Here is a 23,210-nt window from a genome sequence, read left to right as displayed (position 1 = left end):
ATGTAAGCATATATACATAAACTATTAATGTCTAGATAATTAACTTAACAATAAAGAATTTAATTTATCTTCAAAACTGTCGAAAGATAACCCTTGTTCTTTATTCAATAAAGAGAGAAATTCAATATTTCCCTTTCTTCCTTTTATTGGACTAAGTATTATATCTTCAATAAAAACTCCATCATCACTTAATATCTCAAATACATGATTTAATATTCTTTTTAACAATTCAGTATCTTCTACAACTCCTGAAAAATCTCTTTCGAATTTAGGTATTTCAAATTGAGGTTTTATTAAACATATTAATTTGGTATCACCACAAAGAGATAAAACATGCGAGGCTGCATTTTTTATTGATCTAAAGGATAAGTCACAAACAGCTAGACTAGGTTTTGGATCTAAACTTTCAAGATGCATTATATTTTGCTTTTCATGTACAATTATTCTTTCATCATTTCTTAATTTCCAAGCTAATTGATTATATCCTACATCAACACTATGAACTTTAATAGCTCCATGTTGTAATAAACAATCACTAAATCCACCTGTTGAAGAACCTGCATCAAGTATAACTTTACCATTTACATTAAAATCAAATACCTCTAAAGCTTTTTCTAATTTTAAACCACCTCTGGATACATATTTACCAAAATTTAATTCTACATTAGAAACACTATCAACTTTGACTTTAGTATTTGTAACTAATTCATTATTAATATAAACATTTTTACATATAACAAAAGCAGTTAGTTCATCTTTACTATAGTCAGGATATTCTTCTTTTAACTTTTGTAGTATTGGAATTTTTTTTGCCATACTTACACCAACAATTGTTTACTTATTCTTTTAATTGAAATAGCTTTAGCACTAGCTTTATCAATCTTAATTTCTACACCATTAATTACTGGAGCAGTTGAATGTATTTGAGTTCTAATTGGCATCTGTGTTAATTGCTTTTTAATTGAAATTTCAGGATCAGAACCAATAACACTATCACTTGGACCACATAAACCTAAATCAGTGATAAAGGCTGTTCCTTTTTCTAATATCATTTCATCAGCAGTCTGAACATGAGTATGAGTTCCTACAACCGCGCTAACTTTTCCATCTAAATACATGGCTAAAGCTTTCTTTTCTTCATGATTTTCAGCATGCATATCTATTAGTATTAAATCACACTTACCTTTCATTTTTTTTATTTCATCTTCAGCTGCTTTAAATGGGCAATCTGTTTGAGGCAAACTTAATCTTCCTTGTAAATTTATTACACCAAACTTTGTACCATTATTTTCAATTATAGTTGAACCATGTCCTATAGTACCTGCTGGATAATTTAAAGGCCTTAATAATCTATTATCGTTTTTTAAAGAATTGTATATTTCTTCTTGTTGCCAAATATGATTTCCACTAGTGATTACATTTGCACCTAAAGAAAAGATTTGGTTTTTTTCACTTTCATTCAGCCCAAAACCATTCGCAGCATTTTCACCATTAATAACAACAAAATCAGCTCTATGATCTTTAATCAATTGACCCAATCCAATAAATAAAGCTCTCATACCAGGTTGACCACATACATCTCCTAGCATTAAAACAGTTATCTTATTTCCCACAAATTTATCCTACTTATTAAAAAAGAGGCTAATTAAAGCCTCTATTTTTTATCTTGCATATTCAATTACACGCATTTCTCTAATTATAGTGACTTTAATCCTACCAGGATATCTCAATTCAGCTTCAATTCTTGAAGCTATTTCTTTTGCCATATCCCGAGCATCTTCATCACTTACACTAGTATTATTAACTAATATCCTAAGTTCTCTTCCAGCTTGTACAGCAAAAGCTTTTTCTACACCATCAAAACTTTCTGCTATTTTTTCTAAACTTTCTAATCTCTTAATATAATTATCTAATGTTTCTCTTCTAGCCCCTGGTCTTGCAGCACTAATAGCATCAGCAATTTGAACGATTATTGCTTCAGGTGATTTTGGCTCAACATCATTATGGTGTGCTAATATAGCATTAACAATTATACCATCTTCGCCTAATCTCTTAGCATGTTCAGCACCTAACTCTGCATGATTTGCATCACTTTCAGTTTCAATACCTTTACCAATATCATGTAATAATCCGGCTCTCTTAGCAGTCTCTGCATTAGCGCCCACTTCGCTAGCTATCATACCTGATAATACAGCAACTTCACGAGAATGACTTAGTACATTTTGACCATAACTAGTTCTAAAATATAGTCTTCCAAGAGCCCTAATCATTTCTTGACTCATATTATGTATTCCCATATCGAAAACTAGTTTTTCACCTTCATCAGCTATTGTTCTGTTAACTTCTTTTGCAACTTTGTTAACAACTTCTTCAATTCTTGATGGGTGAATTCTTCCATCTTGTACTAATCTTTCTAATGCTACTCTAGCAATTTCTTTTCTAACAGGATCAAAACAAGAAATTACAACAGCTTCAGGAGTATCATCAATTATGATATCAACACCTGTAAGAGTTTCTAAAGTACGTATATTTCTACCTTCTCGTCCTATAATCCTTCCTTTCATTTCATCACTAGGTAAGCTTACTGATGCAATTGAAACATCTCCACTTACTTCCGTTGCCATTCTTTGAATAGATGTTAATACGATATCACGAGCTAGCTTATCAGATTTAAGCTGAGCTTCTTGCTCAATTTTATTGATTAAATTCTGAGCATCTCGCTTAGCTTCTTTTTGCATTGACTCAATAATTATATCTTTTGCTTCATCTTGGGACATGCTAGCTATCTTTTCTAACTCCATCATTACGGAGCTTTCTCGTTTTTGTAAATCTTCTTCTGTTTTTTGAATAACCTTTTTTCTATCTTCGAGTTGATTCTTAATGGTATCTAATTCCGCTAATTTTCGTTCAGCATTTTCTTCTTTTTGAAGAATACGTCTTTCCGAACGTTGCAATTCGCTTCTTCTTTCCCTTGCTTCTCTTTCACTTTGCTGTTGTTCTTTCAACAATTGATCACGAGTTTCAAGGATAAGTTCCTTACTTTTTGCTTCAGCTTCTTTCTCTGCTTCTGATTCTAAACGTCTTACTTTTTGTTCAACAGAAGTCAGTTTAAATTTCGAATACAGCCATCTTAGGATAAATCCTAATACAGCACCAAGAACAACAAGAAGGAGATAAATTAAATTTTTCATAATATTTTCTCCTTAGTTGCAATCATTTTCAATATTATTCAACTAATGTTAAATTGTCAAGTTTTAAGAAACAAAAAACCGCTACCTAAAACGGTAACGGCTAAGCCAATAATTGACATTATACAACAAATAGATTTCTCTTTTCATTATATTTTCCAAATATAATTTGGATTTTTGTATTTAGAGGTTAAAGGCTTTTTCTCCTTTATTCTAAATACACTGAGTACATAAACGTACTACAGTTTATTTTTCCTCTTTATCACCTGTTTTTTCAACAAGTTCTAAAATTACCATTTCAGCGGCATCGCCTAAACGGTAGCCAGTCTTCAAGATGCGAGTATATCCACCTTTACGATCAGCATTTAGAGGAGCGATCTCTGTGAAGAGTTTATTAAGAACTGCTGGGTCCTTAATATCTTTCGCAACAATACGGCGATTATGAACACTATCTTCTTTTGCTCTAGTGATCATTTTTTCTACCTTTCTGCGTACTTCAAGAGCCTTAGCTTTTGTTGTCTCAATTCTCTCATAACGGAGAAGTGAGGTTGCCATGTTACGTAACATAGCATCACGTTCAGCAGTTGTTCTGCTTAGCGTATTGAAACCAAATCTATGTCTCATTATCTTCTTCCTTGTTGCCAGGTACATTGATAGTGTTTTTTAATACACTGTAATCAGTCATACCAAGACTAAGATTCCACTCTTTAAGTTTATCTTTAATCTCAGTTAGAGACTTTTTACCAAAGTTCCTAGTTTTTGCAATTTCATCTTCAGTTTTCTTTGTTAAATCACCAATAGTTCTAATATTAGCATTTTTCAAACAGTTGCTAGAACGAACAGTTAATTCTAATTCTTCAACAGAAGTATTTAAGATTTTTCTAATCTTTTCTTCTTCTTCATCAACCTCTTCTTCACTATTAACTAGTGCTTCATCAAAATTAATAAATACAGAGAAATGATCTTTTGCAATCTTTGCAGCTTCAGCTAAAGCATTAACCGGCGCAATGGTACCATCTGTATAAACTTCTAAAATCAACTTATCATAGTCGTTTCTATAACCTACACGAGTTGGTTCAATTGAATATTTTACACGAGTTACAGGAGAGAAGAAAGCATCTAAAGCAATAACTCCAATCTCTTCTATATATTTCTCATTAACTTCAGCAGGTACGTATCCTCTTCCTAAGTCAATTTGAACTTCCATTTCAATATTCGCATCATCCATCATGGTGAAAAGTACTAAATCTTTATTTGTAATTTCCACTTGGTCACGTTCAAAGTTTTGACCAGTTATAACGCCGGGTCCCTTACACTCGATTAGAAGATTAACACCTTCACAATCTTCAGGCATACTAATTTGTAATTTCTTTAAAGCTGAAATAACATCAGCGATGTCTTCACGAACACCAGGTAATTGGTCATATTCACTAGAAATTAAATGAGGTACACCCTCTTCATTAAAGCTTGTGAACTTAACAGCAGTAACTGCATAACCCTGAATTGAAGATAAAAGAACTCTTCTAAGCGTATTCCCTATAGTTGTACCGAATCCACGTTCGAAAGGATATGCAACAAATTTTCCATAATTTGATTCAACTGCACTATGCTCAAAATTAGTTCCCTTGGGTTTTTTAAAACCCTTCAAAAGGTTCTTGCGTGCCATGGTTACTCCTTAAAGTTTGGATATGCAGATCTTATATCTGCTTTGGCGTAGGTAAGGTATTTAAACCTTACCATTGAAAACAGCATCCCAAGAATTAACTTGGAAATGCTTCCTAATAATTAAACTCTACGTGTCTTACGAGGACGACAACCGTTATGAGGAATTGGAGTTACGTCACGAATTGAACGAACTTTTAATCCTAATACGCCTAGTGCTCTAATTGCACTTTCACGTCCTACACCAGGTCCTTTTACAAAAACGTTAACTTCACGAAGACCATAATCCATAGCCTTCTTAGCAGCTGTTTCACATGTTACTTGAGCTGCATATGGAGTTGATTTTTTTGCTCCACGGAATCCTAATCCACCAGCAGATGCCCAAGAAATTGCATTCCCTTCTAAATCTGTCATGGTTACGATTGTGTTATTGAAAGTAGCTTGGATGTAAACATTGCCATCGTAGACTGTCTTTTTAACTTTACGTTTTGCTTTTGATTTTGCGTTAGCCATGTATCATCTGCTCCTTATTTCTTCTTACCAGCAACGGTTTTCTTCTTACCTTTACGAGTTCTAGCATTTGTCTTAGTCTTTTGACCTCTAACAGGTAAGCCTTTTCTGTGACGTAAACCGCGATAGCAACCGATGTCCATAAGTCTCTTGATATTCAAGGCAGTTTCTGTACGAAGACGACCTTCAACCTTATAATTTTCTTCAATTTCATGACGTAATACTGTCAATTCATCATTTGATAGTGTATTAATTCTAACGTCAGGATCAATTTTTGTTTTTTCACAAATATCAATCGCTGATTTTTTGCCGACGCCAAAGATATACGTTAAAGCAATCTTAACAGCTTTGTTCGGCAAGTCAACACCTGCAATTCTTGCCATTATTTGGCCTCCTAATTATTAATTCTTAGAGAGGTGGCTTTCGCCGAACCTTACTTCTGTCTTTGCTTATGTTTTGGGTTTTCACAAATAATGCGAACAACACCATTTCTTCTGATAACTTTGCATTTGTCACATATTGGTTTGACGCTTGCTCTGACTTTCATGTTAAGCTCCTATTTTTTTCTTGCCTTAGATTGGCTAAAAATACCAGTTTGATGATGCATTTTCATAACACCTTCAACTTGTCTCATTGTATCAAGGTCAACACCAACCATAATGATTAATGATGTACCACCGAATAACATAGCAACATTAGAAGGGAAGTTAAAGAACATCTGTATTAATGTTGGAATCAATGCGATGAAAGCTAAGAAAATTGAACCTGGTAGAATAACTCGATTAATAACCTTTGTTAAATATTCCTCAAGTTTCTCACTTCTTACTCCAGGAACAGAACCACCATTTTCACGAATCTGTTTAGCCATTTCTACAGGATTCATTGTAACTTGTGTATAAAAATATGCAAAACCGATAATCAACAGAGTATATATGATGATGTAGGGGATACCCTGTGGACTTAGCCAATTTGCAAAATTTGCTAACCATCTCACCTCAGCACCTAAACTGGATGCAATTTGAAGTGGGAAAGATAATAATGCTGAAGCAAAGATAACCGGAATAACACCACTTGGGTTTAATTTAACAGGAATATAAGTACTTTGTGCACCATACATTCTTCTGCCAACTACACGCTTTGCATAGTTTACCGGAATCTTTCTTTCACCTTGTTGTTCATATACAACCATGGCAATAACAATTATGAACATTGCTAATACTACAAGTAATGCAATTGGATTAAATGTTCCATCTTGAACTCCTTCAAATAGAGTTACTAATGCTGATGGAATTCTTGCAACGATACCAGCAAAGATTAATAAGCTTATACCATTTCCAACTCCAAATTGTGTTATTTTATTACCAAGCCATACTAAGAACATACTACCTGCAGTAACAGATAACATTGCAACTAAGGTAAATGTTAGACGATTCAAAGTCATTACACCAGGAATCGAATTAGCATAAATTGTTATAACATATGATTGAATTAAACAAACAACTATTGTTCCATATCTAGTATATTGTTGAATCTTCTTAGACCCGTGAGGATCTTGAGCAAGTTTTCTTAAACTAGGTACAATAATCATTAATAATTGTAAAATAATTTGAGTACTAATGTAAGGCATTACACCTAACATGAATAACGAGAAATTTGAAAATGCCCCGCCGGAAAAGAAATTCAAATATTCAGTAAAACCAAAATTATTAGAATTACTTTGAGAAAGGAAATATTGTTGTAGAACCTGGACGTCAATTCCTGGAATAGGAATAACCGCTCCCAACCTACTGATAAACAGTAGGAGGAAAGTGATTAGAGTTTTTCTTCTTAACTCCTGGATTCTCATCATTTCAACTAGGGAGTTTGCCATTTAGATCAACCTTTTTGTTATTTTATTTCGCCACCAGCTGCAGTAATTTTTTCAACTGCACTTGCTGAAACCTTTAAACCTTCAATAGTTACTTTTTTAGTGATTTCACCATTAGATAAAACCTTAGCTTGAGTGCTATGACCTTTTACTAGATTTGCTTTCTTTAGTGAATCTAAATTAACTACTGCACCATCCTCAAATTTTTCACTTATAGCAGTTAAAGAAACTACTTGGTATTCTTTTTTGAAAGGATAGTTAGAAAAACCTCTACGTGCAACACGTCTGTATAAAGGCATTTGACCGCCTTCAAAACCAACACGTACACCACCACCGGAACGAGAGTTTTGTCCATCATGACCTCTACCACAGGCACGACCTTTTGATGAAGCTCCACGTCCAACAATAGTTTTCTTTGTATTTGCACCATAAGGTGCTTTAATTTGACCTACATTTGCCATCTTACATCTCCTCAACTTTTACAAGGTGAGCAATGACGTTTACCATGCCAAGCATATCTGGAGTTGCATCGATAACTACACTGCTATTAATTCTTTTTAAACCAATTGCTTTAACAGTTCTGCGTTGCTTTGGTAATGTACCTGCAACACTACGAGTTAAAGTAACTTTTAGTTGTTTTACTTTTTTAGCCATCATTAACCCCACATGTTCTTAAGAGTTTTACCTCTATTACTTGCGACTTGGCGAGCATCAAATAAATTCTCAAATGCATCAAAAGCAGCTTTAACTGTATTTACAGTATTTTTTGAACCTAATGATTTACCTAAGATATCAGTAATACCTACAGCATCACATAAAGCTCTAACAGCACCACCAGCGATAACACCAGTACCAGGAACTGCTGGTTTAATTAAAACACTAGCACTTTTGAAATTACCAATACATTCATGAGGAATTGTACCATTCTTAAGTGGTACTGTGATCATATCTGCTTTAGCACGATCTACAGCCTTACGAATAGCATCAGTTACATCATTTGCTTTACCAAAACCATAACCAACTTTACCTTTTTGGTCTCCAACTACTACTAAAGCAGAGAAAGAATATCTTCTACCACCTTTAACAACTTTGGAAACACGATTAAGCTTAATTAGTTTTTCAACGTATGCGTCGTTTTTATCTTCTCTTTTTCTTGATCTTTCCACGGTAACCTCCTAGAACTTAACGCCGGCACTTCTAGCGCCATCAGCGATACTCTTAATAATACCATGATAGAGGTAGCCATTTCTGTCGAATACACAAGTTGTGATATTCTTCTCGATCATCCTCTTCCCAATCACCTCGCCAAGCTTTGAAGCGTCTGCGATACAGTTTTTTAAACCTTTTAATTCAGTTTCTACTGTATTTGCTGAAACAAGTGTTTTACCTGCTACATCATCAATTACTTGAACATACATGTGGTGATTACTACGAAAAACAGTCATCCTCGGTCTGCTGGCAGTACCGGAGATGCTTTTTCTGATATGAAGCTTACGTCTTTTAAGCTTTCTTTGTTTATCAATTACTCTATTCATCTCTTACCTACCGATTATTTGCCGGACTTACCGACCTTGCGACGAATGACTTCATCCTCATATTTAACACCTTTACCTTTATAAGGTTCTGGTTTACGTAGAGAACGAATCTCCGCAGCAGTTTGACCAACTAATTGTTTATCAATTGCTGAAACGATAACTTTGTTTTGTCCTTCAACAGCAATTGTTATACCTTCAGGAATAACAAATTCAATAATGTTTGAGTAACCTAAGTTAAGAACTAATAATTTACCCTTAACTTCTGCACGATAACCAACACCATTAACTATTAAAGTCTTTGAGAAGCCTTTTGTTACACCTTCAATCATATTATTTAATAATTGACGATATAAACCATGATAGCTACGACTTGCTTTGGATTCGTCTTTGCGAGTTACAACAACTTGTTCTTTTTGAACATCAAATGTAACTTCTTCACGGACTTTTTGTGTTAATTTACCTTTTGGTCCTTCAACACTTAAAATTCCGTCATTAACATTAACCTTAACCCCTGCAGGTAGTGCAACGGGCATTTTACCAATACGCGACATTTCTCACCACCTTACCAGATTGTACAGATTAGCTCACCGCCAACCTTCATCTCAGAGGCCTTTTTACCTGTAATAACGCCAGTTGAAGTAGAAACTACTACTACACCATAACCGTTAAATACACGAGGCATGTTACGATAGCCACTATATACACGACGACCAGGTGTTGAAACACGTTGTATGTCATGAAGTACAGGACTCTGTTTTTCATCATATCTTAAAAATACACGAATATAAGACATTCCATCTTTTGTAATCTTTTTAAAGTTTTTTACATAACCTTCATTTTTCAAAATTTTGATAATTTGAAGCTTTAATTTAGATGCGGAAATATCTACTTTTTCGTGTTTAGCTTGACTAGCATTTCTTACTTTAGTCAGCATATCTGCAATTGGATCACTTACAGCCATATTTATCTCCTACCAACTTGACTTAGTTACGCCAGGAATCTGACCTTCACTTGCCAATTTACGAAAGCAAACTCTACACATATCAAACTTACGCATATAACCACGTGGTCTTCCACAGATTCTACATCTGTTCACTTGTCTTGTACTGAATTTTGGCTCTTTTTGAGCTTTTACAATCATTGATTTTTTAGCCATTTTATATTCCCTCTTACTTAGCGAATGGCATGCCTAACTTAGCAAGTAAAGCACGACCTTCTTCATCGGTCTTGGCCGTCGTAACGATTGCGATATTCAGACCGCTGATGCGTTCGATTTTATCGAAGTCAATTTCTGGAAAGATAATTTGTTCAGTAATACCTAAAGAATAATTACCATGACCATCGAAAGCATGTGGTTTTACACCTTTAAAGTCTTTAACACGTGGTAAAGCAACGCCAATTAAACGTTCTAAGAAATACCACATATTATCACCACGAAGAGTAACCATTGCGCCAATTTCTTGACCTGCACGAACCTTAAAGTTAGCAATAGATTTTCTTGCTTTTGTCTTAACAACATGTTGACCAGCAATTTGTTCTAACTCTTTAACAGCAGCATCTAATAGCTTTTTATTAACAAGAGCTTCACCAACTCCAACACTTAATGTGATCTTTTCTAAGGCAGGAACTTGCATTACAGATTGATAACCAAACTCTTTAAATAGAGCAGGTGCAACATCTTCAAGATATTTTGTCTTGAAAGATGGTATGAATTTTTCTTCCATTATAGCACTTCCCCGGTTTTCTTCGCATAACGAACTTTCTTTCCGTCATCGTCGAACTTATATCCGATTTTACTAACTTGTCCATTAACAACTAATGCAACATTAGATACATGAATCGGAGCTTCAATATCAATAATACCGCCCTTATCCTGTGGACTACGCTTTTTAACAGTTTTTTTAACCATATTAGCGCCTTGGACGACAACCCTATCAGTATTAGGGTCCACCTTAACTATCTTGCCGACATAGCCTTTGTCTTTACCAGCAAGAATTTTAACGGTGTCGTTTTTTTTGAGCTTCATCGCTATTCTCCTACAACACTTCCGGTGCTAGTGAAACAATCTTCATATAACCATTACGTAACTCACGAGCTACAGGTCCAAAGATTCTTTTACCGCGAGGGTTATTGTTGGCATCAATGATAACACATGCGTTATCATCGAACCTGATATAGGTACCGTCAGGTCTTCGGTATTCCTTCTTTGTGCGTACAATAACAGCTTTCAAAACAGCACCTTTTTTTATAGCACCGTTTGGAAGAGCATTCTTTACTGCAACTACAACAATATCACCAACACTAGCAACGTATCTATGGCTACCACCTAAAACTTTGATAACTTGAACACGTTTTGCACCACTATTATCAGCAACATTTAAATAACTTTGCATTTGTACCATGACGTTTCTCCTTGCTTAACGAGCACGCTCGACGACTTGAGTTAAGCGCCAGCACTTGTCTTTGCTATAATGACGACATTCAACAACACGTACAGTGTCACCTACATGAGCATCATTTCTTTCGTCATGGGCCTTAACCTTTTTAGTCTTGGTCACATACTTTTTATATAAAGGATGTAGGCTTTTTGTGTTAATGGCTACAACAATAGTTTTATCCATTTTATCACTAACAACCTTTCCTGTAAAAGTTTTTTTACTTACTTCCATTTACCTCTAGCCTCTCTTAATTAGCGGACGTACGAATGCCTAAAGCATACTCGTGAATAAGAGTGTTAAGGCGAGCAATTTGTCTCTTAACATTTCTAATTGCAAGAGGGTTTTCCACATGACCTAGAACTCTATCCATACGAATGTCTAGATATTGCTTACGTAGTTCATCACGTTTTGCAATCATTTCTTCTAATGTAAGATCATTAAATGAATTTTTCATGACTATTCTACCTCTCTTCTAACTACAATCTTTGTTTTGATTGGTAACTTTTGTGCTGCTAAAGCTAATGCTTCACGAGCTAAAGCTTCATCAACACCTGCCATTTCAAACATCATAGTTCCTGTCTTAACAACGGCTACCCAACCTTCTGGGTTACCTTTACCATTACCTTGTCTTGTTTCAGCTGGTTTCTTAGTATATGGCATATCAGGAAAAATTCTGATCCATACTTTACCACCACGCTTAATATGACGAGTCATTGCAATACGAGCAGCTTCAATTTGGCGGTTAGTGATCCATTTTGGCTCTAAAGCCATTAAACCATATTCACCAAATGCAACAGTATTACCACGATGAGCAACACCGTCACGGTTACCTCTTTGCTTTTTTCTGTGAATGATTCTTTTAGGACTAAGCATTAATTAACTCCTTTAGCAGGTTTCTTAACTAAACCACCTGCGTCATTCTTTTTAGCATGATCGTAGATTTCACCATTGAAAACCCATACTTTGATACCGATAGCACCAAAAGTTGTACGAGCTGTTGCTACACCATAATCAATATCAGAACGTAATGTATGTAGAGGAACACGTCCATCTTTCATCCATTCAGTTCTAGCAATTTCTGCACCACCAAGACGACCAGAACATTTAATCTTTACACCTTGTACACCACTTTGCATTGCTTTAGAAACAGCCATTTTCATAGCTCTTCTAAATGAACCACGTGATTCTAGTTGTCTTGCAACTGTTTGTGCAATAATTTGTGCATTACCTTCAGGTTTTTTGATTTCTTTAATCTTAATTTGAACCTTTTTAGCTGAAAGTTTTTGTAAACGTGCACCTAGTTTTTCAACATTAGATCCTTTTGAACCAATGATGATACCAGGGCGACTTGTTGTAATTACAATAGTAACACGTTGTGGTTTACGAATAATTTCAACATCAGCAATATCTGCACCTTGCACTTCTGGACAGTCTACTAAAGTTTTACGAAGTAATAAATCTTCATGTAATGTATCTGCATATTCTTTTGAATCTACATACCATTTAGACTTCCAAGTTTTATTTACTCCTAAACGGAGACCTATTGGATTAACTTTTTGTCCCATTTATTCCCCCAAGTTTGCTTTTTCGTCTACAACGACTGTGATGTGAGACATTCTCTTGAGTAGAATATCACGTCTACCATGGGATCTTGGCCATACACGTTTCATACGTGGACCTTCGTCTACCATTAGTTGTGTAACGTACAATGAATCTTCATCTAATTTAGAATTAACATTCATTGCATTAGCACCTGCACTCTGTAGAACCTTAAGAAGAAGTCTTGCACCTTTTTGAGGCATAGCCTCTAAAATTGCAACAGCTTCTGAATAAGGTTTTCTCCTAATTAAGTTTGCAACTGGGCGAACTTTAGTTGGAGAAATCATAAGATATTTAGCAACTGCTCTATAGCCTGTATAATTTTTCATATCTTACCTACCCTTCTTTTTATCAGAGGCAGCATGGCCACGGAATAATCTAGTAGGTGCAAACTCACCGAGTTTGTGACCAACTAAATTTTCTGTTACATAAACTGGAATCCATGTTTTTCCATTATAAACGGAAATTGTGAACCCAATCATTTCAGGGATGATCGTTGAAGCGCGGGAATACGTCTTGATCATCGCATTACTACTAGCCTTACTAGCTTCTGTAACTCTTTTTAAAAGCTTCTTTTCAACAAAAGGGCCTTTTTTGATTGATCTTGCCACTTTAAACTCCTACTTACGCTTCTTAACGATGAACTTACTTGAAGGTTTTTTCTTAGAACGAGTTTTGCCACCCTTAGTTGGTTTACCCCAAGGAGTAACTGGATGACGACCACCGTTTGTTTTACCTTCACCACCACCATGTGGGTGATCAACAGGGTTCATAACAACACCACGAACTTTTGGACGTCTGCCAAGATGACGTGATTTACCTGCTTTACCTAAGTTAACGTTCATGTGATCTTCATTACCTAATTGACCAATTGTTGCATAACATTCACCGAATATTAAACGCATTTCACCTGAAGGTAATTTAACAGTTACATAATCACCAGTTTTAGCTACAATTGATGCACCTAAACCAGCACTACGTACTAATTGTCCACCACGTCCAAGAGTTAATTCAATATTGAATACTTGAACACCTAATGGTATCTTCTTCAAAGGAAGAGCATTACCAATAGTTAATGGAGCTTCTGGACCACTCATTACTTTAGCACCAACTTTTAAAGTTTTTGGAGCTAACATGTAACGTTTTTCACCGTCTGCATAGTAAACTAAAGCAATATTTGCTGTTCTATTTGGGTCATATTCGATGGTTTTAACTACACCAGGAATACCAATTTTATTACGCTTGAAATCGATAACACGATAAGCGCGTTTATGCCCACCACCTCTACGGCGTACACTAATACGACCATTGCTATCACGACCAGCTTTTTTGTTTAAACTAGTTGTAAGTGATTTTTCTGGTTTATTTGTGGTCAATTCGTCAAATACTAAAGAAGTCTTTTGACGAAGAGCGGGAGTATTGGGCTTATAAGATTTAAGAGCCATATTCCAAATTCTCCTTATACGCCTTCGATGGCTTGGATGCTTTCACCCTTAGCCAAAGTCACGACAGCCTTCTTCCAGTTACCAGTGTTACCTTTGATAGCTCCACCTTTACCTCTTGTGAATTTAGGCTTGCCTTTCACAATCATTACATTACATTTTTCAACTGATACTTTAAAAAGTTCAGCTACAGCAGACATTACATCGAACTTGTTAGCACGAGTATCTACTTTAAATGTATACTTTTTACATTCACCTTCACGAGCGAAGTTAGACTTCTCACTCAAAATAGGTGCAATGATTACTTCATCTGCTCTCATTTTACTGATCCCCTTATCTTTCGCCGTAGAAGCTATTCAAGTTTGAAGCGGCTGTTTCTAATACAAGAATCTTTCTAGCATAAAGAAGTTCTTTAGCTGAGAGTTTATTGAATGAAAGAACATGTAAATAAGGAATATTTCTTGCTGCTCTACGCAACATTTTGTCATCATCCTTTAAAATAATTGTTGTTCTTTTTTCGTCACACTTGAAATTCTTCAATATGGCAGCGAGGTCTTTGGTTTTGCCGTTTTCACTTGTAAAGTCCTCAACTACTACTAAACGTTCATCTTGAACACCTTTAGAAAGAAGACTTCTCATAGCTAAACGCTTCATCTTCTTTGGTAGTTGATAACTGTAATCACGTGGTTTAGGTCCAAAAATAGTACCACCACCTACATGAACTGGAGACTTTTTATCACCAAAACGTGCATTACCAGTTCCCTTCTGCTTGAAAGGCTTAGTATTGCTGTAATTGACCTCAGCACGGGTCTTTGTACTTGCTGTACCAACACGGCGATTAGCAAGCTCATTATTTACGGCATAATAAATACTTCCGTCACTAACTTCGCAATTAAAGACTCTGTCATTTAATTCGATAGTTTTAACTTCACTGCCGCTTGTAGAAAAGACTTTATATTCCATAATCTATCTCGCACCTACTTTTTAATCGCTTTTTTAACGATGACAACGCTTTGAGCGGGACCAGGAATTGCACCTTTTACCATTAGTACCTGCATGTTTTCATCTACACGAATCACTTTGAGATTCTGAACTGTTGTCTGTTCTCCACCCATACGTCCAGCCATATGATGACCTTTGAATGTACGTGAAGGATCTGCAGACATAGCAGTACCACCAATATCTCTGTGGAACTTTGAACCGTGAGTTGCACGTCCACCAGAGAATCCATGGCGTTTTATACCACCAGCGAATCCTTTACCTTTTGAGGTACCAGTTACATCAACGAATGTAGTGTCATTGAAAATATCAACGCCTAATTCGTCTCCAATATTTACTTCCTTGTCATATTCGCGGAACTCAATTACATTTTGCTTTGGAGCACATGTATCTTTGAATTGTCCTGCGTAAGGTTTAGTAATGGTGCTTTTTTTCTTGTCAACTGAACCTAATACTGTAGCTACATAGCCATTTTTTTCTTCAGTTCTTTGATCGATGACAACATTGCCCTCAAACTTTATTACTGTCACAGGAGTAAGTCTGCCTTCAGCATCAAACACCTGTGTCATTCCAACTTTTTTGCCGATAAGCCCTAACATTTCTTACCTCACCTCTTTACTGCTTAATCTCTACATCTACGCCTGCAGGAAGCTCAAGTTTCATTAATGCATCCATAACCTTAGATGTGGGATCTAAAATGTCAATTAGACGCTTGTGTGTTCTCATTTCGAACTGCTCGCGGGACTTTTTATTGACATGGGGCGATTTCAGGACAGTGTACTTGTTGATACGAGTTGGGAGAGGTACCGGACCTGAAACTTTTGCGCCGGCCTTAACTACTGTCTGAACGATTGCTTTTGAGCTTTGTTCTACTAGCTCAACATCAAAACCTCTCAATCTGACTCGAATTCTTTCTTTAGCCATTATTCCTCCAAAAAACGGGCCTTGTCAGTAACTATTTCTACTGACAAGACATTCGCTGATAAGAATTATTCGATGATATCTGTAACTTGTCCAGAAGCAACAGTTCTACCACCTTCACGAATTGCGAAGCGTAGACCTTTGTCCATAGCTACTGGGTGAATTAATTCAACTGTGAAAGTTGTATTGTCACCAGGTAATACCATTTGCTTATCTGCTGGTAATTCTACAGAACCTGTAATATCAGTTGTTCTGAAATAGAATTGTGGGCGGTAACCACTGAAGAATGGTTTGTGACGACCACCTTCGTCTTTATTTAATACGTAAACTGCACCAACAAATTTTTTGTGAGGTGTAATTGTTTTTGGAGCTGCAAGAACTTGTCCACGAACAACTTCTTTTTTATCAACACCACGTAATAAAGCACCAATGTTATCACCAGCTTGACCTTCGTCTAATAATTTATTGAACATTTCAACACCAGTACATACTGAATCTTTTGTTTCTTTAATACCAACAATAGATACAGGATCGTTAACATGGATAACTCCACTTTCAACACGACCTGTTACAACAGTACCACGACCTGAAATTGAGAAAATATCTTCAATAGGCATTAAGAAAGGTTTGTCAACAGCTCTATCTGGTAGAGGAACATATTCGTCCATTGCTGCTAATAAATCATCAATACATTTTGTTTTTTCAGGATCATCAGGATTGTTTAATGCTTCAAAAGCTGAACCACAAATGATAGGACAATTTTCACCATCGAAACCATTTTCAGTTAATAAGTCTCTCATTTCTTCTTCAACTAATTCGATTAAGTCTGGATCATCAACTTGGTCAGTTTTGTTAACAAAAACGATAATTGAAGGAACACCAACTTGACGAGCAAGTAAGATATGTTCTTTTGTTTGAGCCATAGCACCGTCTGTTGCTGCTACTACGATAATAGCTCCGTCCATTTGTGCTGCACCAGTAATCATGTTTTTGATGTAGTCAGCGTGACCAGGACAGTCAACGTGTGCATAGTGTCTGTTATCAGATTGATATTCAACGTGACGAGTGTTAATAGTAATACCACGAGCTTGCTCTTCTGGAGCGTTGTCGATTGCATCATAAGCTAGAGCTTTGTCACCAAACTTTCTAGCACAGTGCATTGTAATTGCTGCGGTTAGAGTAGTCTTACCGTGGTCAACGTGACCAATAGTACCAACATTTACGTGAGGCTTAGTTCTCTCAAACTTCTCTTTAGCCATCTCTTTCCTCCTTGTGCCGTATAATCCGGTCACAAAAATATAATATTCATCTATAAAGGATAAGCCTTTATAGTTTTTTCTTATGAGACAAAACAATATATAAATCTTTACAGAAAAAGAAGGTTTCCAGAGGTCGATGATTATAATAAATTATAAAAACGACATAGCTAAAGTTTGAAAAAAAACTCAGTCTGGAACCAACAATTACCATAAAAGAGATAATATGCTTGGCTCGCTATCACAATTGGGGACACAAGTCTCCACAAAAGTGAACCTCTGTCAATATATAAAAAACGATAATTAATGTCAACACCATTTTATATATATTTATTCTATTTACTATTTATTTAAATATATAATTAATAAAGAATTATTAATTTAAAGAAAACTTAAAAAACGAATGCTTTTTAAGCAAACAAAAAACAAGCAACGTAAAGTTGCTTGTTGTATCTTTTAAAAACGGAATTACCATCTGAAATGTGTAAAAGCTTTGTTTGCTTCTGCCATTCTATGTGTATCTTCTTTCTTTTTGAAAGCAGAACCAGTATTAGCATAAGCATCTAGTAGTTCACTAGATAATTTTTCACCCATTGAGCGACCATTTCTACCTCTTGCTGCAGAGATAAGCCATCTCATTGCTAAAGCTTCACTTCTTACAGCATTGATTTCAACAGGTACTTGGTAAGTTGATCCACCAACACGGCGAGATTTAACTTCAACTACAGGTTTTACATTTTCAATAGCTTTTAAGAAAACTTCTAATGCTTTTTCATTTGATTTTTGTTCTACAGTTTCTAATGCAGTATAAACGATTTTTGTGCTAACTGATTTTTTTCCATCAATCATTAAGTGACGAATGAATTTTTCAACAATTACGCTACCGTATTTTGCATCAGGTAGAATTTCACGTTTTGTAGCAGCTTTTCTTCTTGACATATCTTTCTCCCCTTAAGCCTTTGGCTTTTTAGCGCCGTACTTAGAGCGACTTCTCTTACGATCTGTAACACCAAGAGTATCTTTAGCACCACGAACGATATGATAACGTACACCAGGAAGGTCCTTTACTCTACCACCACGTAGTAAAACTACTGAGTGTTCTTGTAGGTTGTGACCAATACCTGGAATGTAAGCTGTTACTTCAATTCCATTTGATAAACGAACACGAGCTACCTTTCTTAAAGCTGAGTTTGGTTTTTTAGGAGTTACTGTCATAACTCTTGTACAAACACCACGCTTTTGAGGGCAACTTTCAAGTGCAGGAGATTTAGTTTTATTTATTTGACTTTTTCTCCCTTTTCTAATTAGCTGATTAATAGTAGGCATCTTCTAGATACACTCCCTTATTTTATTCGCGACCCACTCAATTCTCACATCTTGGGGATCTATACTCTTCTTCTATAGAAAAATATTTCCAATAAAAAGCAGCCAGCATGAATATAATTCTGTTTTAAGTAATAAACCATACTTAAGGATATCATGCCGACAGGCATAACATCCTCAATTTATTGTTTATCAACAGCGATTACATCAACCACTTTTTAATAATTACTTTTTTATTCTAGCCCCATTTCTGCAGCCATATTTTCACGTCTTTGAGCTACTTGTTGTTTTTCAGCTTCATGAGAATTGTCTAACAAGTTCTCATCGTCAAGCTTAACATTTCTATATCTCTTCATACCTGTACCGGCAGGAATCAAATGCCCAATAACTACATTTTCTTTCAAGCCTCTTAACTCGTCTGTTTTACCAGCAATTGCGCTTTCTGTCAAGACCTTAGTAGTTTCTTGGAAAGAAGCAGCAGATAAGAAAGATTCAATAGATAATGCAGCACGTGTAATACCTAATAATAATGGTTTTGCAACAGATGGTTGACCACCTTCATTAACAACACGTCTATTTTCACTATGGAAACGATGTTTATCAACTTGTTGTCCTTGAACTAAGTCTGTATCACCAGCTGAAACAACTTCAACTTTTCTTAACATCTGTCTTACAATTACGCCTAAGTGTTTATCATTAATATCTACACCTTGCATTCTGTAAACAGCTTGAACTTCATCAACTAAGAATGATTGAAGAGCATTTTCACCTTGAATATTTAAGATATCGTGTGGATCGATTGCACCATCACATAATGGTTCACCAGCTTCAACGCTATCTCCATCCCTTACTAACATGTGCTTATTCATAGGAATAACATGTTTGTAACTCTTATCATAGGCATCTCTAACTCTAACAACAATTTTACCTTTTGTTACATTCCCAACTTCAACAACACCTGAAACTTGTGCTAATACAGCAGCATTTTTAGGTTTTCTTGCTTCGAATAACTCACCAACACGTGGTAGACCACCAGTAATATCAGCAGTTTTAGTACCACCTTTAATAAGTTTAGCAATAACTTCACCAACACTTATTTCTTGATTGTTTTCACAAGTTAAATATGTTCCACCAGGTAATTGATAATTAGCCAAAGTTTCACCAGCACCATTTTTAGCAGATGTAATAGTAATTCTTGGTTGTAAATGTTCCAATTTATGTTCAGTAATTCTTCTTTGAGTATTACCAGTTTCTAAATTCTTTTCTTCAACCATTGTTGAACCAGCTGTGATATCAACAAAATTAATATAACCTTTATACTCACTGATAAATGGTTCACTAAATGGGTCAAATGTAGCAATTGTTTTTTCTGCAGGGATAAAACCATTTTCTTTTACATAGTTTTCTAGTTCAGAACCTGTTTTAATTACAGCCTTTTGAGCTTTACCAACAATTAATAATCTATCATTTATAGTTTTAACAATACCATTTACATCACTAATTACTACTTCTTCACTACCATCATTAGGTACATATAAAGGAGTACCTTTAGCAATAGCATCACCTTCACTGATTAATAGTTTTGAATATGAACCATCTTCAATTTCTGAAACAACTACTTCATAATGTAAGAAACCTTTTCTTGAGAATACTCTCATTCCATCTGTTTCTCTATTTACATAATGTCCTTCAATTTTTGTAACAATGATAGAATTTTTAAATGTTATAGTATTATCTTCAGATGAAGTTGATGCAGTACCACCAACGTGGAAAGTTCTCATAGTTAATTGAGTACCAGGTTGACCAATAGATTGAGCAGCAATTGTACCAACTGCTTCACCAATTTCTACAGATCTATTTGTTGCTAAGTTCCTTCCATAACATTTTCTACAAACACCATGTTTTGCTTCACAAGTTAATACTGTTCTAATAAAGATCTTTTCAATACCAGCTTCTTCAATAGCAAGAGCTACTTCTTCATCAATTTCTTCATTTGCAGGAGCAATAATTTCACCTGTAAATGGATGATGAACAGCTTCAACTGGACAACGACCAACAATACGTGAGCTTAATGCTTCAACTAGATCATCACCGTCTTTTAATGCTTCAATCCAAATACCATTAATTGTATGACAATCTTCTTCATTTACAACAACATCTTGAGAAATATCAACAAGACGACGAGTTAAGTAACCCGCTTCAGCAGTTTTAAGCGCTGTATCAGATAACCCTTTACGAGCACCGTTAGTAGAAATGAAGAATTCAATGATTGAAAGCCCTTCTTTAAAGTTAGATTTAATTGGGAATTCAATAACATCACCAGTTGGTTTAGCCATCAATCCACGCATACCACCTAACTGTCTAATCTGAGTCTTACTACCACGAGCACCAGAGTCAGCCATTAAGAATAATGGGTTAAATCCATTTTGGCTAATCTTTAAGTCACTCATTAATTCATCAGCTAATTTTTCATTAGCATCAGTCCAAACCTCAATTACACGGTTATATCTTTCTTCTGAAGAGATACTTGCTAATACACTATATTGCTTCTTTATTTCAGCATGTTTTTCTGTTGCAGCTTTCATAATATCAGCTTTTGCATCAGGAATAATCATGTCTGATAAACCAATAGTTGCACCAAATACTGTAGCATATTTAAAACCAATGTCTTTTACAGCATCAAGCAATTGAACAGCAACTGAGTTTTTCTTTTCTGATATAGTATTACCAATTAATTTTTTAAGCTCTTTATCACCTAAACAATAGTTTTGGAATTCAATACCTTTTGGTAATACTGAATTGAATATTACTCTACCTGCAGTAGTTTCAATCTTTTCACCATTAGGTAATTTATAGTTAATTAATGCATTGTATGATAATACACCACTATCAATAGCTAATTCGATTTCGCTTAAGCTATCATAAAAATGGCCTGCACCTTTTGCACCATTCATTTCTCTTGTTAAGTAGTTAACACCTAAAACCATATCTTGTGATGGGAATACAATAGGTTTACCATTAGCTGGGTCAAGTAAGTTTGTTGCACTTAACATAAGTGTCCAACACTCTAATTGAGCAGCTTGTGTTAATGGTACGTGAACAGCCATTTGGTCACCATCAAAGTCAGCATTAAATGCATGACATACTAATGGGTGAAGTTTAATAGCTTTGCCATCTACTAATACAGGTTCAAAAGCTTGAATACCTAATCTGTGAAGAGTTGGCGCACGGTTTAGCATTACAGGATGTTCTCTTACAACATCATCTAAGATTGACCATACTTCATCTGTTTCTTGTTCAACTAAGTTTTTAGCTTTTTTAATATTATAAACAACACCTTTTTGAACTAATTTTTTCATAATAAATGGTTTGTATAATTCAAGAGCCATTTTTGAAGGAAGTCCACATTGATGAATTCTTAATTCAGGTCCAACAACAATAACAGAACGACCAGAATAGTCTACACGTTTACCAAGTAGGTTTTGTCTAAATCTACCTTGTTTACCTTTTAACATATCTGATAGAGATTTAAGAGGTCTGTTATTTGCGCCTCTAACAACACGTTTTCTTTTTGTGTTGTCAAATAAAGCATCAACAGCTTCTTGTAACATTCTCTTTTCGTTTCTGATAATAATATCAGGAGCATGTAATTGAATTAATCTTGATAAACGGTTATTTCTGTTAATTAAACGTCTATATAAATCATTAAGGTCAGAAGTTGCAAAACGACCACCATCTAATTGAACCATTGGTCTTAAATCAGGTGGAATAACAGGAATAACTGTTAGAATCATCCATTCAGGTTTATTTTCTGAATTTCTGAAACTTTCACATACTTCAATTCTCTTATATAAATGCTTATCAATTTTACCTTCTTTAGCACGCATTTCTTCACGAAGTTCATAACTTAATTTATCTAAATCTAAATTAGTTAAAATTTCGCGAATAGCTTCAGCTCCCATACCAGCACGGAAAACTTCACCATATTGTTCTAAAGCATCATAATATTCATCTTCACTTAAGATTTGTTTTTCATTTAAATCTGTTTCACCAGGAGATATTACAATATATTTTTCATAATATAATACACTTTGTAAATTTGCTCTTGAAACATCAAGTAACAAACTCATACGAGAAGGAACTGATCTATAGTACCAAATATGAGATACAGGAGAAGCTAATGTAATATGGCCCATTCTTTCACGACGAACCTTTACATTTGTAACTTCAACACCACAACGGTCACAAACTACACCTTTATAACGTATAGATTTGAATTTACCACAGTAGCATTCCCATTCTTTTGTAGTACCGAATATTTTTTCACAAAACAGACCATCCCTCTCAGGACGCAAAGTACGGTAATTGATAGTTTCTGGCTTCTTAACCTCACCATAAGACCAAGCTTTAATTTGGTCAGGTGAAGCTAATTTAATTCTAACACTATCGAAATCTTGAATTTCTTTCATT

General features: G+C 35.2%; 34 protein-coding genes. All 34 read right to left on the bottom strand.

Going from position 1 to position 23,210, the window contains the following annotated elements; translation table 11 throughout:
* Positions 1 to 39 precede the first annotated feature (39 nt).
* The gene (locus tag ACPKM0_RS01440; RefSeq protein WP_472473011.1) at positions 40 to 816 is read right to left on the bottom strand and encodes a TlyA family RNA methyltransferase; all 777 of its coding nucleotides are present in this window, start codon (positions 814 to 816) and stop codon (positions 40 to 42) included.
* 2 nt (positions 817 to 818) lie between these two features.
* Complete coding sequence (locus tag ACPKM0_RS01435) at positions 819 to 1,613, bottom strand: TIGR00282 family metallophosphoesterase (RefSeq protein WP_472473010.1); 795 nt, start codon at positions 1,611 to 1,613, stop codon at positions 819 to 821.
* A 48-nt stretch (positions 1,614 to 1,661) separates the two neighbouring features.
* Positions 1,662 to 3,191, bottom strand: a complete 1,530-nt coding sequence (gene rny, locus ACPKM0_RS01430; protein ID WP_472473009.1) for a ribonuclease Y — start codon at positions 3,189 to 3,191, stop codon at positions 1,662 to 1,664.
* A gap of 243 nt (positions 3,192 to 3,434) precedes the next feature.
* Entirely contained in the window at positions 3,435 to 3,812 is a 378-nt protein-coding gene (gene rplQ / locus ACPKM0_RS01425; protein WP_472473008.1) for a 50S ribosomal protein L17, read from the bottom strand.
* A complete protein-coding gene (locus ACPKM0_RS01420) occupies positions 3,802 to 4,854 on the bottom strand; it encodes a DNA-directed RNA polymerase subunit alpha (RefSeq protein ID WP_472473007.1) in 1,053 nt (350 codons plus the stop codon). Before ACPKM0_RS01420 ends, rplQ begins: the two co-directional genes overlap by 11 nt.
* A gap of 119 nt (positions 4,855 to 4,973) precedes the next feature.
* On the bottom strand, positions 4,974 to 5,363 hold the full coding sequence (gene rpsK / locus ACPKM0_RS01415; RefSeq protein ID WP_472473006.1) for a 30S ribosomal protein S11: 390 nt from the start codon (positions 5,361 to 5,363) through the stop codon (positions 4,974 to 4,976).
* A gap of 14 nt (positions 5,364 to 5,377) precedes the next feature.
* The gene (gene rpsM, locus ACPKM0_RS01410) at positions 5,378 to 5,743 is read right to left on the bottom strand and encodes a 30S ribosomal protein S13 (RefSeq protein WP_472473005.1); all 366 of its coding nucleotides are present in this window, start codon (positions 5,741 to 5,743) and stop codon (positions 5,378 to 5,380) included.
* 50 nt (positions 5,744 to 5,793) lie between these two features.
* Complete coding sequence (rpmJ, locus tag ACPKM0_RS01405; RefSeq protein WP_464624916.1) at positions 5,794 to 5,907, bottom strand: 50S ribosomal protein L36; 114 nt, start codon at positions 5,905 to 5,907, stop codon at positions 5,794 to 5,796.
* Between the two features lie 9 nt (positions 5,908 to 5,916).
* A complete protein-coding gene (secY, locus tag ACPKM0_RS01400; RefSeq protein WP_472473004.1) occupies positions 5,917 to 7,230 on the bottom strand; it encodes a preprotein translocase subunit SecY in 1,314 nt (437 codons plus the stop codon).
* A 17-nt stretch (positions 7,231 to 7,247) separates the two neighbouring features.
* The gene (rplO, locus tag ACPKM0_RS01395) at positions 7,248 to 7,688 is read right to left on the bottom strand and encodes a 50S ribosomal protein L15 (protein ID WP_472473003.1); all 441 of its coding nucleotides are present in this window, start codon (positions 7,686 to 7,688) and stop codon (positions 7,248 to 7,250) included.
* A 1-nt stretch (position 7,689) separates the two neighbouring features.
* The gene (gene rpmD / locus ACPKM0_RS01390; protein ID WP_472473023.1) at positions 7,690 to 7,884 is read right to left on the bottom strand and encodes a 50S ribosomal protein L30; all 195 of its coding nucleotides are present in this window, start codon (positions 7,882 to 7,884) and stop codon (positions 7,690 to 7,692) included.
* The gene (gene rpsE / locus ACPKM0_RS01385) at positions 7,884 to 8,393 is read right to left on the bottom strand and encodes a 30S ribosomal protein S5 (RefSeq protein ID WP_472473002.1); all 510 of its coding nucleotides are present in this window, start codon (positions 8,391 to 8,393) and stop codon (positions 7,884 to 7,886) included. Before rpsE ends, rpmD begins: the two co-directional genes overlap by 1 nt.
* Positions 8,394 to 8,402: 9 nt before the next feature.
* Complete coding sequence (rplR, locus tag ACPKM0_RS01380; protein ID WP_472473001.1) at positions 8,403 to 8,762, bottom strand: 50S ribosomal protein L18; 360 nt, start codon at positions 8,760 to 8,762, stop codon at positions 8,403 to 8,405.
* 14 nt (positions 8,763 to 8,776) lie between these two features.
* On the bottom strand, positions 8,777 to 9,313 hold the full coding sequence (gene rplF / locus ACPKM0_RS01375; protein WP_472473000.1) for a 50S ribosomal protein L6: 537 nt from the start codon (positions 9,311 to 9,313) through the stop codon (positions 8,777 to 8,779).
* An 11-nt stretch (positions 9,314 to 9,324) separates the two neighbouring features.
* The gene (rpsH, locus tag ACPKM0_RS01370; protein WP_472472999.1) at positions 9,325 to 9,723 is read right to left on the bottom strand and encodes a 30S ribosomal protein S8; all 399 of its coding nucleotides are present in this window, start codon (positions 9,721 to 9,723) and stop codon (positions 9,325 to 9,327) included.
* Between the two features lie 9 nt (positions 9,724 to 9,732).
* Positions 9,733 to 9,918, bottom strand: a complete 186-nt coding sequence (locus tag ACPKM0_RS01365) for a type Z 30S ribosomal protein S14 (RefSeq protein ID WP_472466170.1) — start codon at positions 9,916 to 9,918, stop codon at positions 9,733 to 9,735.
* A gap of 13 nt (positions 9,919 to 9,931) precedes the next feature.
* On the bottom strand, positions 9,932 to 10,486 hold the full coding sequence (rplE, locus tag ACPKM0_RS01360) for a 50S ribosomal protein L5 (protein ID WP_472472998.1): 555 nt from the start codon (positions 10,484 to 10,486) through the stop codon (positions 9,932 to 9,934).
* Positions 10,486 to 10,788 (bottom strand): 50S ribosomal protein L24, encoded by a 303-nt coding sequence (rplX, locus tag ACPKM0_RS01355; RefSeq protein ID WP_472472997.1) that lies wholly within the window; start codon positions 10,786 to 10,788, stop codon positions 10,486 to 10,488. The genes rplE and rplX overlap by 1 nt, the downstream gene beginning before the upstream one ends.
* Positions 10,789 to 10,798: 10 nt before the next feature.
* Positions 10,799 to 11,164, bottom strand: coding sequence for a 50S ribosomal protein L14 (gene rplN / locus ACPKM0_RS01350; protein WP_472472996.1), 366 nt, complete (start codon positions 11,162 to 11,164; stop codon positions 10,799 to 10,801).
* Positions 11,165 to 11,179: 15 nt separating this feature from the next.
* Positions 11,180 to 11,431 (bottom strand): 30S ribosomal protein S17, encoded by a 252-nt coding sequence (rpsQ, locus tag ACPKM0_RS01345; protein WP_472472995.1) that lies wholly within the window; start codon positions 11,429 to 11,431, stop codon positions 11,180 to 11,182.
* Positions 11,432 to 11,447: 16 nt separating this feature from the next.
* On the bottom strand, positions 11,448 to 11,654 hold the full coding sequence (rpmC, locus tag ACPKM0_RS01340) for a 50S ribosomal protein L29 (protein WP_472472994.1): 207 nt from the start codon (positions 11,652 to 11,654) through the stop codon (positions 11,448 to 11,450).
* 2 nt (positions 11,655 to 11,656) lie between these two features.
* Positions 11,657 to 12,073 (bottom strand): 50S ribosomal protein L16, encoded by a 417-nt coding sequence (gene rplP, locus ACPKM0_RS01335; protein WP_472472993.1) that lies wholly within the window; start codon positions 12,071 to 12,073, stop codon positions 11,657 to 11,659.
* A complete protein-coding gene (gene rpsC / locus ACPKM0_RS01330) occupies positions 12,073 to 12,765 on the bottom strand; it encodes a 30S ribosomal protein S3 (protein WP_472472992.1) in 693 nt (230 codons plus the stop codon). Before rpsC ends, rplP begins: the two co-directional genes overlap by 1 nt.
* Entirely contained in the window at positions 12,766 to 13,128 is a 363-nt protein-coding gene (gene rplV / locus ACPKM0_RS01325; RefSeq protein ID WP_472472991.1) for a 50S ribosomal protein L22, read from the bottom strand. It lies immediately after the preceding gene.
* A 3-nt stretch (positions 13,129 to 13,131) separates the two neighbouring features.
* On the bottom strand, positions 13,132 to 13,410 hold the full coding sequence (gene rpsS, locus ACPKM0_RS01320; protein ID WP_472472990.1) for a 30S ribosomal protein S19: 279 nt from the start codon (positions 13,408 to 13,410) through the stop codon (positions 13,132 to 13,134).
* 9 nt (positions 13,411 to 13,419) lie between these two features.
* Positions 13,420 to 14,244, bottom strand: a complete 825-nt coding sequence (gene rplB / locus ACPKM0_RS01315) for a 50S ribosomal protein L2 (RefSeq protein ID WP_472472989.1) — start codon at positions 14,242 to 14,244, stop codon at positions 13,420 to 13,422.
* 14 nt (positions 14,245 to 14,258) lie between these two features.
* Complete coding sequence (gene rplW, locus ACPKM0_RS01310; RefSeq protein ID WP_472472988.1) at positions 14,259 to 14,561, bottom strand: 50S ribosomal protein L23; 303 nt, start codon at positions 14,559 to 14,561, stop codon at positions 14,259 to 14,261.
* Between the two features lie 13 nt (positions 14,562 to 14,574).
* The gene (gene rplD, locus ACPKM0_RS01305; protein WP_472472987.1) at positions 14,575 to 15,204 is read right to left on the bottom strand and encodes a 50S ribosomal protein L4; all 630 of its coding nucleotides are present in this window, start codon (positions 15,202 to 15,204) and stop codon (positions 14,575 to 14,577) included.
* 14 nt (positions 15,205 to 15,218) lie between these two features.
* Entirely contained in the window at positions 15,219 to 15,839 is a 621-nt protein-coding gene (rplC, locus tag ACPKM0_RS01300; RefSeq protein WP_472472986.1) for a 50S ribosomal protein L3, read from the bottom strand.
* Between the two features lie 16 nt (positions 15,840 to 15,855).
* A complete protein-coding gene (gene rpsJ, locus ACPKM0_RS01295) occupies positions 15,856 to 16,164 on the bottom strand; it encodes a 30S ribosomal protein S10 (protein ID WP_464624951.1) in 309 nt (102 codons plus the stop codon).
* 65 nt (positions 16,165 to 16,229) lie between these two features.
* A complete protein-coding gene (gene tuf / locus ACPKM0_RS01290) occupies positions 16,230 to 17,420 on the bottom strand; it encodes an elongation factor Tu (protein ID WP_472472985.1) in 1,191 nt (396 codons plus the stop codon).
* A 465-nt stretch (positions 17,421 to 17,885) separates the two neighbouring features.
* Complete coding sequence (rpsG, locus tag ACPKM0_RS01285) at positions 17,886 to 18,356, bottom strand: 30S ribosomal protein S7 (protein ID WP_472472984.1); 471 nt, start codon at positions 18,354 to 18,356, stop codon at positions 17,886 to 17,888.
* A 12-nt stretch (positions 18,357 to 18,368) separates the two neighbouring features.
* Positions 18,369 to 18,743, bottom strand: a complete 375-nt coding sequence (gene rpsL / locus ACPKM0_RS01280; RefSeq protein WP_472466185.1) for a 30S ribosomal protein S12 — start codon at positions 18,741 to 18,743, stop codon at positions 18,369 to 18,371.
* Positions 18,744 to 18,973: 230 nt separating this feature from the next.
* On the bottom strand, positions 18,974 to 23,209 hold the full coding sequence (rpoC, locus tag ACPKM0_RS01275) for a DNA-directed RNA polymerase subunit beta' (protein WP_472472983.1): 4,236 nt from the start codon (positions 23,207 to 23,209) through the stop codon (positions 18,974 to 18,976).
* Position 23,210: the final 1 nt, after the last annotated feature.

It is taken from the genome of Pleomorphochaeta sp., from assembly GCF_050031695.1.
Classification (GTDB): Bacteria; Spirochaetota; Spirochaetia; order Sphaerochaetales; family Sphaerochaetaceae; genus Pleomorphochaeta.
This window is presented reverse-complemented; position numbering and strand designations above follow the sequence as displayed.